Origin of the sequence: Paraburkholderia sp. CNPSo 3274, assembly GCF_024206475.1 — a bacterium.
Taxonomy (GTDB): domain Bacteria; phylum Pseudomonadota; class Gammaproteobacteria; order Burkholderiales; family Burkholderiaceae; genus Paraburkholderia.
This window is the reverse complement of sequence record NZ_JAMBPR010000046.1, coordinates 30,931-43,011: the sequence shown is the minus strand read 5'-3', so window position 1 is coordinate 43,011 and position 12,081 is coordinate 30,931. Positions and strand designations below refer to the sequence as shown.

The 12,081-nt window shown below is 60.4% G+C and carries 15 protein-coding genes and 1 pseudogene; 10 read left to right on the top strand and 6 right to left on the bottom strand.

Annotated elements, in window-relative coordinates; all coding sequences use genetic code 11:
• The first annotated feature begins 75 nt into the window (after positions 1-75).
• The 6 genes from M3I54_RS27770 (at position 76) to M3I54_RS27745 (ending at position 3,324) form a co-directional block, all read left to right on the top strand.
• On the top strand, positions 76-816 hold the full coding sequence (locus tag M3I54_RS27770) for an acetoacetate decarboxylase (RefSeq protein ID WP_254341868.1): 741 nt from the start codon (positions 76-78) through the stop codon (positions 814-816).
• A 241-nt stretch (positions 817-1,057) separates the two neighbouring features.
• The gene (locus M3I54_RS27765; RefSeq protein ID WP_254341867.1) at positions 1,058-1,501 is read left to right on the top strand and encodes a cupin domain-containing protein; all 444 of its coding nucleotides are present in this window, start codon (positions 1,058-1,060) and stop codon (positions 1,499-1,501) included.
• Between the two features lie 199 nt (positions 1,502-1,700).
• A complete protein-coding gene (locus M3I54_RS27760) occupies positions 1,701-1,964 on the top strand; it encodes a CsbD family protein (RefSeq protein WP_254341866.1) in 264 nt (87 codons plus the stop codon).
• Entirely contained in the window at positions 1,943-2,392 is a 450-nt protein-coding gene (locus tag M3I54_RS27755; protein ID WP_254341865.1) for a phage holin family protein, read from the top strand. Before M3I54_RS27760 ends, M3I54_RS27755 begins: the two co-directional genes overlap by 22 nt.
• On the top strand, positions 2,389-2,700 hold the full coding sequence (locus M3I54_RS27750; protein ID WP_254341864.1) for a hypothetical protein: 312 nt from the start codon (positions 2,389-2,391) through the stop codon (positions 2,698-2,700). The genes M3I54_RS27755 and M3I54_RS27750 overlap by 4 nt, the downstream gene beginning before the upstream one ends.
• A 306-nt stretch (positions 2,701-3,006) precedes the next feature.
• Positions 3,007-3,324: a DUF4148 domain-containing protein gene (locus M3I54_RS27745; protein ID WP_254341889.1), complete on the top strand. Its 318-nt coding sequence runs from the start codon at positions 3,007-3,009 to the stop codon at positions 3,322-3,324.
• A 261-nt stretch (positions 3,325-3,585) separates the two neighbouring features.
• Here the strand turns inward: M3I54_RS27745 and M3I54_RS27740 are convergent, their stop codons facing one another.
• Positions 3,586-4,119, bottom strand: coding sequence for a hemerythrin domain-containing protein (locus M3I54_RS27740; RefSeq protein WP_254341863.1), 534 nt, complete (start codon positions 4,117-4,119; stop codon positions 3,586-3,588).
• Between the two features lie 448 nt (positions 4,120-4,567).
• Complete coding sequence (locus M3I54_RS27735; RefSeq protein WP_254341862.1) at positions 4,568-5,767, bottom strand: hybrid sensor histidine kinase/response regulator; 1,200 nt, start codon at positions 5,765-5,767, stop codon at positions 4,568-4,570.
• 548 nt (positions 5,768-6,315) lie between these two features.
• Between M3I54_RS27735 and M3I54_RS27730 the strand changes: the two genes are divergently transcribed.
• Positions 6,316-6,759, top strand: coding sequence for a MerR family transcriptional regulator (locus M3I54_RS27730; RefSeq protein WP_254341861.1), 444 nt, complete (start codon positions 6,316-6,318; stop codon positions 6,757-6,759).
• Complete coding sequence (locus M3I54_RS27725; protein ID WP_375542215.1) at positions 6,689-7,084, top strand: carboxymuconolactone decarboxylase family protein; 396 nt, start codon at positions 6,689-6,691, stop codon at positions 7,082-7,084. The genes M3I54_RS27730 and M3I54_RS27725 overlap by 71 nt, the downstream gene beginning before the upstream one ends.
• 290 nt (positions 7,085-7,374) lie before the next feature.
• Here the strand turns inward: M3I54_RS27725 and M3I54_RS27720 are convergent, their stop codons facing one another.
• The 4 genes and pseudogenes from M3I54_RS27720 to M3I54_RS27705 form a co-directional block, all read right to left on the bottom strand.
• Positions 7,375-7,950 (bottom strand): NADPH-dependent FMN reductase, encoded by a 576-nt coding sequence (locus M3I54_RS27720; RefSeq protein ID WP_254341859.1) that lies wholly within the window; start codon positions 7,948-7,950, stop codon positions 7,375-7,377.
• Between the two features lie 42 nt (positions 7,951-7,992).
• Positions 7,993-8,457, bottom strand: coding sequence for a DUF4863 family protein (locus M3I54_RS27715; RefSeq protein WP_254341858.1), 465 nt, complete (start codon positions 8,455-8,457; stop codon positions 7,993-7,995).
• Positions 8,458-8,698: 241 nt separating this feature from the next.
• Positions 8,699-9,628, bottom strand: coding sequence for a catechol 1,2-dioxygenase (gene catA, locus M3I54_RS27710; RefSeq protein WP_254341857.1), 930 nt, complete (start codon positions 9,626-9,628; stop codon positions 8,699-8,701).
• An 11-nt stretch (positions 9,629-9,639) separates the two neighbouring features.
• A pseudogene (locus M3I54_RS27705) lies at positions 9,640-9,825 on the bottom strand (muconate cycloisomerase); the annotation flags it as partial.
• 338 nt (positions 9,826-10,163) lie between these two features.
• On the opposite strand from M3I54_RS27705, the gene antA reads away from it, so the two are divergent.
• Both antA and antB read left to right on the top strand, forming a co-directional pair.
• Positions 10,164-11,573, top strand: coding sequence for an anthranilate 1,2-dioxygenase large subunit (gene antA, locus M3I54_RS27700; RefSeq protein WP_302059153.1), 1,410 nt, complete (start codon positions 10,164-10,166; stop codon positions 11,571-11,573).
• A gap of 3 nt (positions 11,574-11,576) precedes the next feature.
• Positions 11,577-12,074, top strand: a complete 498-nt coding sequence (gene antB, locus M3I54_RS27695; RefSeq protein ID WP_254341855.1) for an anthranilate 1,2-dioxygenase small subunit — start codon at positions 11,577-11,579, stop codon at positions 12,072-12,074.
• Positions 12,075-12,081: the final 7 nt, after the last annotated feature.

The window sequence follows — 12,081 nt, the reverse complement described above, 5'->3', positions numbered from 1 at the left end:
GGCCGAAGAATTTGCTCACGACATCAAGGTTGTTGATCTTACCCCGAGCGCCACCCCCCATCAGGAGCACACACCATGACCGAATCCGACGTGAAGGAGCGTGCCTTTGCAATGCCGCTCACCAGTCCGGCGTTTCCTCCAGGGCCCTATCGGTTCGTCGATCGCGAGTTCCTTGTTATCACCTACCGTACGGACCCGGAGATGCTCGCCAGGGTCATTCCCGCCCCGCTGGAAATGACTGACCCAATCGTCAAGTTTGAATTCATCCGGATGCCCGACTCAACAGGCTTCGGTGATTACACGGAAAGCGGCCAGGTGATTCCTGTTCAGTTCCAGGGCAAGAGTGGCAGCTACGTGCATGCGATGTATCTCGACGACATGTCGCCCATTGCCGGTGGACGGGAAATCTGGGGATTCCCCAAAAAACTCGCATCGCCTCAACTTTGCATCGAAAAGGACACGATCCACGGGGTCTTGCGTTACGGACAGATTCCGGTGGCAGTCGCCACGATGGGATACAAACATCGCCCGCTCCCGCATGACAGGATGCTCGATTCACTGTCCTCGCCGAACTACCTGCTCAAGATCATTCCACACGTGGATGGAACAGTGCGAATCTGCGAACTGGTCCGCTATTTCTGCGAGGACATCACGATAAAAGGAGCCTGGGAAGGTCCTGCCGCACTTGAATTGTTCCATCACGCGCTCGCCCCAGTGGCGGCGTTGCCGGTACTCGAGGTGATTTCGGGTGTGCACATTCTTTCGGACCTGACACTGGGTCTGGGTACGGTAATCCATGACTACCTTGCGAGCTAGAAGACACGACGTGATAGCACGCGCCAGGTCCGCTGCTCATGGGCCGATTTCTGCCGGTACACGCCATCCTCACCGGAGAATCAGGCAAAAGAAGTCGCGCTCCCAGAAGGGAACGGCGCTGACTTCTGTGCTCGGCTATGCGACCTATAGCGGCTGACCGTTTTCGGCCAGTGACCGGGTGTATTCTGCGGCCGTATGCCGGCCATTTCGGCGCTGTCCGCCTTCATTGTCTGGAGAAGCGATGAATACTAGTGCACACAGGCCTGCCCCCTCCACCTGCCAGCTTGTGCAAGCAGGGCCAGAATTCGAGGGCAAACAAGGGCTCACCTATGCCGTCGGTATCTCAGCGGAAACCGTGGGATCGAAGCATGTGCATCTTCAGCTTGCAACAATTCCGCCTGGTGGCCGCGCCAAAGCGCATCTCCACGCAGAGCATGAGACAGCTATCTACCAGCTGAGCGGTGTCTCGGGGTGCTGGTATGGCGAACGACTGGAACAACATGCGGTGGTTCAAGCCGGAGACTTTTTTTACATTCCCGCAGGGGTGCCGCATGTGCCGTACAACGCGAGTCCCGATGAGCCTTGCGTTGCGGTGATCGCCCGGACGGATCCCAACGAACAGGAAAGCGTCACGATGCGGCCGGATCTTGACGCGTTACTGCCCCGGTCTGGCGTTAGGCCCTGACCGCTGCAAATCGGCTGACTGTGTGGCGCAGCCTGGCAACCCCAGATCAAGTGCGCGGCCGCGTCGCGCTGCAGGTCATTCAGCTGTATTCGCAGCCGGTTCTCGACTGCTGGCACGCCCGTTGCGCATAGGCTCTCGCCGGATTTCCGATCTGCGCGGGCTTCGCGCATTGAGTAGTCGAACTGACTGGGAGAGAGACATGAACACGGGAACAGCGAAGACCGAAGGTACGATACGCGAACTCGCAGGCAACGCGCAGGAGGCGGCCGGAGAAATGCTCGGCGACGCCAGCATGCGGCTGTCGGGCAAGGCAAGGGCGCTATGCGGCAAGTCGCAACAGCTCGCGACTGACGCGGCGGTCGTGACGCGCGAGGCGATTGCGGACAATCCCCTGGCGACGCTGGGCGTCGCCGTGGGCATTGGCTTCGCGCTCGGCGCGTTATGGGCCGCGAACCGCGAATAAGCGGAGCCAGAGCCGACAGCAGTTTTGAGCGCGCCGCACGTGCGAGGTGGGCCATGACAATTCACGCGAAGCTCGACCGCTGGCGCAACGTGTTGCGGTTCCTCGCCATCCGCACGACGGACTATGGGCAGTTGCTGTCGCTCGAGCTGTCCGAGGCCCGCAGATATGTGACGCGCGAAATCCTCGCGTTTGTAGCCCTCGCTGTCAGCGGGCTATTCACGCTCTCATTTTTCTGCTTTGCGTTGATCGCATCCGCCTGGAATACGCGCTATTTCCTCGCTGTCGTATGGAGCATAGCGGTGATCTGGCTAGTCGCTTCGATCACGGCATTGCTGGTTTTCCGCGCGCAAAGGCCGGTACGTTCATTCGCGGTGCTCAAGGGCGAACTGCGATCGGATCTCGAAACGCTCAAGGAGGCGCTTAAATGAGGCGTCGCGCCCGGTTGAGCCGCCACGCAGCTGAAGCGGTCCTGCTCAGTCATATGGAACTGACGCGTGCACAGTTGCTGGCGGCCAACGTTGGCTCGCGGGCAGTCGAGCACGCAACTGCGCGAGCGAATTCGCTCAGCCTGGCGAACATTGGCCGGGCGTTGTCCGACGCGCCTCACGTCACCATGCTCGGATCCATCTTGCTCGGCACATTGCTGATCGGCCCAGGACGTGTCGCGCCCATCGTGCTGCGCACCGGATTGACTGGCTGGATGGCGCGCAACATCCGGATGCGTTTCACGCGTTGAGTTCGAGCAGTTGCTTGCGCCTGAGCTTCTTCCGAAGCACAAGACTTGCCCTTGCTGTCCTGGCCGTGAACGTTTGGCAAGCCGTGATCGCTGCCCCGCAGTCAGCCCTCGCGTAGCACTTACCTGTTCAACACGTTCACGCCAGTACGTGCGGCTGACCCGCCCGCGACGCTCGTGGCCTTCACCGCCCTCAGCGATCGCGCCCAGTCCTGGCGCAATAGCTTAATATCCTATAGATTGGATTGATCTTCGGCCGATCTCATGGGCCGCTTCACCGCGCCAATTGATGGAGAACAGGAGGAAGAAATGCCTATCGCCAGACAAATGATGGTCCTTCTCGCCTCAGCCTCGCTCGGGATCAGCGCAGTCACGCCAACCTTTGCGCAGAACGATGCATCGGGCGTAGCCAACGCGGCAGCAGCGGGGGTGGCTGCTTCGTCCGCAAAGCCAACCAAGGCGCAGCGCAAAGAGGCCAGAAAGGAAGCGCGGGCGAAGAAGAACGCCGAACTGAAGAAGCTTGAAGCCGCGGGCTATCAGCCTGGTCGTGCGAATGATCAGAACTATCCGCAGGATCTCCAGGACGCACAGAAAAAGGCGGGTATTGGGCAGGGCGCAAGTCAATAACGGCCGACCATTTCGACGGACGTCGTACCGTAGTCGTTCCTGCGTGTGCGTCCTCATTTGGTGATGCGAGCTCGAGAACGCGCCGACCTGATAGCCGCCCGGCCCGTAATCCCACGGGCGCGGAACTGTTGACACGTTTAATGCGCGTCCCGCAAACCGTTGGCCGGCAAGCCTCTACGGCATTCACTGCGGAGTGCGCTCGAAAGAAAAACAGGCCGCCGGTCTGCGAGCGCGCGAGACCGGCGGGGAAGCAGGCGGAAATCAGGACCGGTCGCCGACGGAGCGGCTTCCCACCGCATCGAGCTTGCCCTGCAACGTTTCTTTGCGCGCCGCGATTTTCTTCCCGAGAGCGAGCAGATCGCACTGCGTCCGGCGCAGCGCCGGAAAGATCTCGTCTTCCTCCTCCTCGACGTGATGCTGGACCATCTCCGACATCACCTTGAATGTCGCATCGAACCCCTTGTCTCCCGCTTTTAGCGTCTCGAACTTCGCTATCAGCGTCTTCACGAGAAAGTGCTCGACGTAGGCTTCATCGACATCCGGCTTTTCATCGGGCGGCAGCACGTTTTGCGCTTCCGGATAGAGCAGTTCTTCTTCGACGATCGCGTGAATGGTCAACTCCTCGCACGCGCGCTGCGCAAGGGTCGCCTTTGCTTCCAGGTTGTCGTCACCCGCCATCTCGAACGCATCGAAAAGCTTTTCTACTGTCCGGTGATCGGCCTCGAGAAGTGTCAGGGCGTCGGGGATGTCTGCTGCCACGGCGGCAGACTTTGCAGATACTTCAGCTTGTGACATGTGGATTCTCCTGGTGGGTTACCACGCCCCGTATACGTGCGAAACACGTAACACGTCGCGAGTCATCAACCCGTTCCGCAAAGACCATGCCTTGAGTTGGTTGCCATTACAGAAAACAGCTCCTCCTGTTCGGCACGTCAATTGCGCTTTATCCGTATCCGAAAACCTTTAAGGAGCGAAACATGGCAACTCAAACTGCGGAGCAGCGGAAAGCCGATGACCGATCTGAGGCGGCGGTTGACAAAGCCATCGAGGACACCAAGTGAGCGACAAAGACGGCGCCAGCGCTGTCTGCAGAGGCAGCCCTGGCGTAACGAGCAAGGGCCCTGCCAACCCGCACTGCTTATGAGAAGGACCGCACGGTCGGTAAGCATCTCAAGTTCGTTCGGACAGTCCGCAGATGGGCGCCCAGGAACAGCTTGGCCCTCTGCGTTCCTTGCGTATAAAGCTACAGAAGCAGGCCGAGCAAGGCTTCATAGTTCACCGGTTTCGTCAGGAAGTGCTGGAACCCGGCGTCGAGTGCAGCGCGTCGATCGTCCGCCTGGCTTCGCCCTGTCAAGGCAATCAGCAGCATGTCCGCCATTCCGACAGTCTTTCTCGACAGCCTCGCCAGATCATAACCTGACATATCGGGAAGGCTGATGTCGATCACAACGACGTCGGGCCAGAGATCAGAGATCGTTTCGAGGGCCTTTGTCCCGTTGGGCACCGTTCGAGCTTCATGCCCATCAATATCAAGCAACGTGGCGAGACTCAGTGCAGCGTCTTCGTTATCGTCGACAATCAACACCCGGTGCGGTCTGGAACGTTTAGCGGGACCATCCGCTGCCGTGTCCGGGTTGGCTGTCTGCACGGGCGAGAGCGGGAGCCGGACCGTGAACTCGCTCCCCTTATTTGCACCCTCGCTCGTGACGCCAACTTCGCCACCGTGACGTTCCGTTAATGCACGAACGAGCGAAAGACCGATGCCCAAGCCGCCCTGGGAACGGGATGCACCGGACGGAAGCTGGGTGAAAATCCCAAAAATCGACGGAAGATCGGCCTCGGCGATACCAATGCCCGAGTCTCGCACAGCGATGGTTGCGGTCAGCTCGTCACGTATCAGGGAAAGCGAAATCTTTCCCCCCGGTGGGGTGTATTTCGCAGCATTGGTGAGAAGGTTCTCGACGATCTGGATCAGGCGGCCCGGATCTGCGTCTACGAAAAGCGCATGATCAGGAAGATCGACAATCAGCCGGTGCCCCGCTTTCTGCAGCATCCCGCGCGAGACGTCGCTCGCCTGTCGAAGAACGAGCGTGAGATTCACGTGCTCGATTTTAATCTCGAGTTTTCCTTCAGCCACCCGCGAAATATCGAGCAGGTCGTCCACCAGTCTTGCCAACTGCCGGGCCTGCCGGCCCAGCACCCTGCTGGACCACGCAAGCCGCGGATCACTGAAGTTCTGCAGGCCGAATAATCGTGCTGCCGCCTGTATAGGGGCGAGGGGATTGCGCAACTCGTGCGCAATCGTGGCTACGAACTCGTCCTTGCGGCGGTCCGCATCGCGCAGAGCGGTTTCGACAACACTTTTCTCGTCGAGCGCGCGCTGCACCTGCTGTCTGACCCGTAGCAATTCCTGCTCATACTTGTGACGGTCCATGACCAGCATGCAGGCAAAGTCGTCGTGTTCTGCGTGCTTCAGGAAGAATAACCCACCCAGGTTCTGGCATAAGGTCGATGGGAAAACAGAAAGCTATGTGCCCGCCAACCTCGTCATGCCGATGGACCCCCAGGGCGAACTGTGTATACAGGACTGGGGAAAATCGTGGGGAGCAAGCTATGAAATCCCTCCCTGGCCTCCGAAGTGAGGCGTTCGACGCGATCTCAGCCGGGTAGCACCGCCAGCCGGAGGCGGGCTCCTCGCACGCTTTCTGGCTGCAAAAAAAAACGCCGCTGAGACGCATGCTCAAGCGGCGTTGGCAGTGTGCACGAGCCTGGTTAGACCTTAGAATCCGCTCGTGCCCCACGTGTTGCCACCGGCATCGATTGGCGTGTTGTCGATCATCGGCAGGCGGGTGCCCGGTTTCACGCCAGACTGATGGGTCTATTGCTAATTTTCTCGGGTCTATTGTGCAGGGACACTCCGCGGCAAAAAAAGAGCTTGACCTGGAGTGCACTCGAAGTCCCACCATTCAGAACGTCGATGAGGAGAAGCGCATGAAGATTGGCGAACTGGCCGCGCTCACAGGCCTTTCAGTCCATACGATTCGCTACTACGAACGCATCGGGCTGATTCCCTATGCGGTGCGCAACGAAACGGGCCAGCGTGCTTACGACCGCTCGGTGCTCGAATGGATCGAGTTTCTGGGCCGTCTGAAGACCACGGGCATGCCGATTCAGGGCATGTTGCGCTACGCGCAACTGCGCGCGGAGGGCAAGGCAACCGAGCGCGAGCGCGGCGAATTGCTGGCCACGCATCGCGAAGCGGTGCGTGCGCAGGTGGCGGAACTCCAGGCGTGTCTTCTCGTCCTCGACAACAAGATCGAAGGTTATTCCCACGTCATGCAAAGGAACGAGAATGCACACAACGATGAATCAGCCCAGCGACACCCAGCAGGAAAGCCGCCTCGCAAGAGGCAAACGCATGCTCTCGGCGATTGACGGCAACGGCGGCGAGCAGGTGATCGACTCGCTTGCCGACATCGCGCCAGATTTCGCGCAGTATCTTCTCGAATTTCCGTTTGGCGACATCTACGCGCGGCCGGGTCTCGACTTGCGCTCGCGCGAGATCGCCACCATCGCGGCGCTCACGGCGATTGGCCACGCTCAACCGCAACTCAAGGTACATATCGCTGCGGGCCTGAATGTCGGGCTCACGCGCGAGGAGATCGTCGAGACGATCATGCAGATGGCCGTGTACGCGGGCTTTCCCGCGGCGCTCAACGGCCTCTTCGCGGCGCGTGAGGTGTTTGCCCGCGAGGCTTGAGGCGCACGACGCAAGCGGGGGCTAGCGCCGCCGCGGTTTGGCCGTCATGTGCGACGAAGGATGCTATCGACGCTGATCGAAAAACGACTGGACGATTTTGCACCTGCTGCAAAATCGTCCAATACATTCGGGAGCGAAGCTCGTAGCATGGTTTCCACGGGGACCTCTTCAGGAGACTTCACGCGCGTGTTCAAGCAATAAGCCGGTGTGACGCCGAAGGTCTATCAGGCCGCGCTTTCATAGCATATTCGAGGGACTGATGAATTGGCATGAGGCCTTGAAGCTGGCGATCAGGCCAACCGGGCAGCGGTTCGATACAAGGCCGCACCAACACTGGATACCAGCCGCTCAACGTTCTCGTCTTTGAGTTTTCCTTCGACATCGAATGCCTGATGCGCGTGGCTCAACGCAAACGATTCGGGAATGACCAGCATGCCGAGCTTGTCGAGTACCGCACGCATGCCTGCTTGCGAGCGCACGCCGCCAAGCTGTCCCGGCGACGCGGAAACGAGCGCCGCGACTTTTCCAGTCAGCAACGCGACGCCCGACGAGCCGTTGTTGCGCGGTCGGCTGATCCAGTCGATAGCGTTTTTCAGCAACGCAGTGTAGCCGCCGTTGTATTCGGGCGTCGCGACAAGGATTGCATCGTGCTTGTCTACAAGCGCCTGGAGCGCATGTGCTCCGTCTGGCAGGCCGTATTCGGCCTCAAGGTCGCCGTCGTACAGTGGCAAAGGGTAGTCTGCGAGTCGGATCGGCGTTACTTCGGCGCCGGCGATTCTTGCGCCGACTACCGCGACGTCCAGCAATTTCTGATTGAGTGAGTCGCGGCGAGAACTACCGCTGACGGCGAGAATCCTGATGCTCATGACGCTTCCCAACAAAGTCTGACAAACGCGCAGAGGGCGCACTCAAGCGGCTGGCGGCGTACGATATTCGATTTCTCCGCCGGGCAGGAAGTAGAGCATGAGCGCGTTGCCGGTCACAGTCGGAAAGTGCTCGCTACGTGGCGGGAAAACGCGCCAGCCGGCGCCGTGTCCACAGAATTGCGCCCCTTCTTCGAGTGGGACGATCATGTTGATCTCCCCATTCGTGTGACAGTGGTACTGACCTTTCACGTCGCGCAGCAGTCCGCTCTCTACGCTCATTTGCGCTGTTTCACTTGACGGCCCTGCGATTCGGCCTCGGCGATAGTCACCCTCTTCAACCTGCACATAGGCGGCCCAACGTTCCTGGACGCCGAGCTTCAGCAGGCGCGTCAACTCCGCATACGTTCCGGTTCCCGGGCCGAAGGCCTGGTTCAGATGGGCCTCGAGATCCGCATCGAGCGGACGGTCCCGAATGTCGTCGCACAGGCGGCGCACGGCCTGCAACATCTCTTCCTTATGTGTTCCAGATGGCAACATGATTTTCGCTGTCTCCGTTCCAGGCGCTTGAATACCAGTCGATCAGATACCAGCTAGTCTAGGTGGGCGCTTCACGGCCGGATAATCAAAAATTGCGATGGCCGTATTCCCGTTTCGAATACCTGGACCCTTCGAGTTGAGTCTGGATTCGAATGTTGCCCCCGTCGCATGTGCTGACGGCGGTGTTCGACATCGCCGTCTTGCCGAGCCGTTACGCCGTAGCAGAGGCACGAGGGCGATGGACGATCTGGTTGTCTTTCCCCTGGACCAGCGGCGTGAGCGTGAGGTTGAACTCGATGTCCTTGTACGCGTCAGCCTTCAGGCCCAGCGCAGCGCCACCGGTCTTTTCCGTCACGGACGGAATCAGCTCTTCGCGCGTTGCGTAGGCGAAGTCGTCCCAGATCAGCGGGTCGCCTTCGATATTGAACTGCGTGGTCAGCTTGCGATGATCGCCGCTCGTGACGAAGAAGTGCACATGCGCCGGGCGGTTGCCGTGGCGGCCAAGGCCGTCCAGCAGCCGCTGGGTCGAGCCCTGCGGCGGGCAGCCGTAGCCCACCGGCATGAGCGTACGGAATTCGTACTTGCCGTCAGCACCGGTCCTGACCGCGCCGCGCAGGTTGAAATCGTCCTGCGCGCCGGTCGGGTCGAAGTGCGAATAGAAGCCCTTCGAATTGGCGTGCCAGCATTCGACCACGGCGCCAGCGAGCGGCTTGCCGTCGAGGCCGGTGACCGTGCCGTGAATGACGAGCGGTCCTGCGTCGGCGTCGGCGTTGAGGTCGATGCGCGACACGCTCTCGCGCAGCGGTGCGCCCGCAACGTAAAGCGGCCCTTCGATCGTGCGCGGCGTGCCCCCTTCGAGACCCACCGCCTTGTCTGCGGCGTCCATGCGGATGTCGAGGTACTTCTCGAGACCGAGACCGAGACCGAGACCGAGACCGAGACCGGCAGCGAGCAGCGCCGCTTCGCCGTCCTGGCCGAGCTTGTTCAGATAGTTCACGCCGGCCCGGACTTCATCGGGCGTGATGTCGAGATCGTCGATGGCCTTGAACAGGTCGCCCAGCAGTCGATGAACGATCTGCTGGAAACGCGCGTCGCCGCTACCGCCATTGAGATTCGCAGCGGCCTTCAACAGGTCCTGCACTTCCTTCGTTTTTCGGGACCGTAGGCCATGCCGGCAATCGTCGTACCTTCACCGATGCCAGTCACGCCATCGCTGCAATACACCTTCACCAGCATCAGGGTTTGCCCGTGCATCGTGGCGACGGATAGCTTGTGAGGGCGAATCGTCGGCAAATCTACGAGGCGGGTTTCGATACGTTCGATCGTCGCGGAAGTCATGTCGGAAAGTCAGTGATGTACGTGGAGTCCGGCGGACACGAGCCGGCGCGGGCGCTCGACCTAGGTGTCTGTCTCCCCGACGGGCATGCGGGCGGGGCGTTGTCGGCATTAGATCCCCGAGCGTGCGCGATCGCTATCCGTCTACTCGGCACTCACTATCCGTTTTTTTGCGGCGCGGCGGCTAAGCGCCCCGCAATCGGCGCCACGCGGCGCCGCGCAGGCGCACCCGACGAAGCCGCAAAAAAAGCGGATAGCGAACGGCGACCAGGCGGATAGCGCCCGCATCGCATCGGGTATTCAATCCCAGCTCATCAAGGACCTGGTCGCAAGACCGCTAAATGGCAGGAGGAGAACCCATCGTGAGCGCAGAGAAAACCACGACGCAATGGCAGGAATTCATTGGCGGATGCCTCGATTTCCGTCCGGCAGAGGGCGTCTATCGCATTGCACGGGAGATGTTCACGGAGCCGCAACTGTTCGACATGGAGATGGAGTTCATCTTCGAGAAGAACTGGATCTACGCGTGCCACGAGAGCGAGATTCCCAAGCCCCACGACTTCATGACGATGCGCGCGGGCCGTCAGCCGATGATCATTTCGCGTGACGGAAACGGTCAACTGAACGCGATGATCAACGCGTGCCAGCATCGCGGCGCGACGCTCACGCGTATGGGCAAAGGCAATCAGTCGACTTTCACATGCCCCTTCCATGCGTGGTGCTATAAGAGCGACGGCCGTCTCGTCAAGGTCAAGGCGCCCGGCGAGTACTGCGACGACTTCGACAAGTCCACGCGCGGCCTCAAGAAGGCGCGTATTGCGAGCTACAAGGGCTTCGTGTTCATCAGCCTCGACGTCGATGCGACCGACACGCTGGAGGACTACCTCGGCGACGCGCGCATCTTCTTCGACATGATGGTGGCGCAATCGCCCACGGGCGAGCTTGAAGTGCTGCCCGGCAAGTCCACGTACACCTACGAAGGCAACTGGAAGCTGCAGAACGAGAATGGCCTCGACGGGTATCACGTGAGCACGGTGCACTACAACTACGTCGCCACGGTGCAGCGCCGCAAGGAGGCCAATGCGCAAAACGGCGACTCAACGAACGGAACGCTCGACTACAGCAAGCTCGGCGCCGGTGATTCGGAGACCGACGACGGCTGGTTCGCGTTCAGGAATGGCCATAGCGTCCTGTTCAGCGACATGCCGAACCCCAGCGTGCGCCCCGGTTATGGCAGCGTCATGCCGCGCCTGGTCGAGGCGCAGGGGCAGCAGAGAGCCGAATGGATGATGCATCGCCTGCGCAACCTGAACATCTATCCGAGCCTGTTCTTCATGGACCAGATCAGCTCCCAGTTGCGCATCGTGCGTCCGGTGGCCTGGAACAAGACCGAGGTCATCAGCCAGTGCATAGGCGTGAAAGGCGAATCGGACGAGGAGCGTGAGAGCCGCATCCGGCAATTCGAAGACTTCTTCAATGTGTCGGGCATGGGCACGCCGGACGATCTCGTCGAGTTCCGCGAGCAGCAGCGCGGCTTTCAGGCGCGCCTCGAACGCTGGAGCGACATTTCTCGCGGTCATCACAAGTGGGTCGCGGGCGAAACGGCGAACACGCGTTTGCTCGGCATCGCGCCAGTGCTGTGCGGCGCGGAATTGACCCACGAGGGACTCTACGTCAACCAGCACGGCGCGTGGCAGACGTTTCTCATGAAGGGTCTCGCACAGAAGTCGAACGTCACGAAGGAGGCTTGAATCATGCCCGTTACGCACACGCTGCAACAATCGGTCGAGCAGTTTCTCTATCGCAAGGCCGAGCTTTGCGATGCGCAGAGCTGGGACGAGTATCTCGACCTCTTCGACGAAACCAGCGAATTTCACGTGCCCCAGTGGGACTCCGAGCACGTGTACACGACCGATCCGAAGCGCGGCATGTCGCTGATCTACTACGCGAACCGCACGGGGCTCGAGGATCGTGTGTTCCGCCTGCGCACGGGCAAGTCGGCGGCGTCGACGCCGCTGCCGCGCACGTTGCATCAGATCACCAACGTGAGGATTGCGGAGGGCGAAAGCGGTGAGCTGGAAGTGAAGGCCAACTGGGCTACGTTCTACGCACGCAACGGCGTTGCCGAGCACTTCTTCGGACGTGTCACGTACCAGTTGCGGCCCACCGGCGACACCTGGAAGATCGCGCGCAAGCATGTGCTCTTGCTGAACGACACGATCAACGCCGTGCTCGACTTCTACCATCTGTAAGCGGGAG

Coding starts and splice junctions, on each gene's coding strand:
- M3I54_RS27770 (WP_254341868.1), top strand. CDS start 76: ATGACCGAATCCGACGTGAAGGAGCGTGCCTTTGCAATGCCGCTCACC.
- M3I54_RS27765 (WP_254341867.1), top strand. CDS start 1,058: ATGAATACTAGTGCACACAGGCCTGCCCCCTCCACCTGCCAGCTTGTG.
- M3I54_RS27760 (WP_254341866.1), top strand. CDS start 1,701: ATGAACACGGGAACAGCGAAGACCGAAGGTACGATACGCGAACTCGCA.
- M3I54_RS27755 (WP_254341865.1), top strand. CDS start 1,943: ATGGGCCGCGAACCGCGAATAAGCGGAGCCAGAGCCGACAGCAGTTTT.
- M3I54_RS27750 (WP_254341864.1), top strand. CDS start 2,389: ATGAGGCGTCGCGCCCGGTTGAGCCGCCACGCAGCTGAAGCGGTCCTG.
- M3I54_RS27745 (WP_254341889.1), top strand. CDS start 3,007: ATGCCTATCGCCAGACAAATGATGGTCCTTCTCGCCTCAGCCTCGCTC.
- M3I54_RS27740 (WP_254341863.1), bottom strand. CDS start 4,119: ATGTCACAAGCTGAAGTATCTGCAAAGTCTGCCGCCGTGGCAGCAGAC.
- M3I54_RS27735 (WP_254341862.1), bottom strand. CDS start 5,767: ATGCTGGTCATGGACCGTCACAAGTATGAGCAGGAATTGCTACGGGTC.
- M3I54_RS27730 (WP_254341861.1), top strand. CDS start 6,316: ATGAAGATTGGCGAACTGGCCGCGCTCACAGGCCTTTCAGTCCATACG.
- M3I54_RS27725 (WP_375542215.1), top strand. CDS start 6,689: ATGAATCAGCCCAGCGACACCCAGCAGGAAAGCCGCCTCGCAAGAGGC.
- M3I54_RS27720 (WP_254341859.1), bottom strand. CDS start 7,950: ATGAGCATCAGGATTCTCGCCGTCAGCGGTAGTTCTCGCCGCGACTCA.
- M3I54_RS27715 (WP_254341858.1), bottom strand. CDS start 8,457: ATGTTGCAGGCCGTGCGCCGCCTGTGCGACGACATTCGGGACCGTCCG.
- antA (WP_302059153.1), top strand. CDS start 10,164: ATGGCAGGAGGAGAACCCATCGTGAGCGCAGAGAAAACCACGACGCAA.
- antB (WP_254341855.1), top strand. CDS start 11,577: ATGCCCGTTACGCACACGCTGCAACAATCGGTCGAGCAGTTTCTCTAT.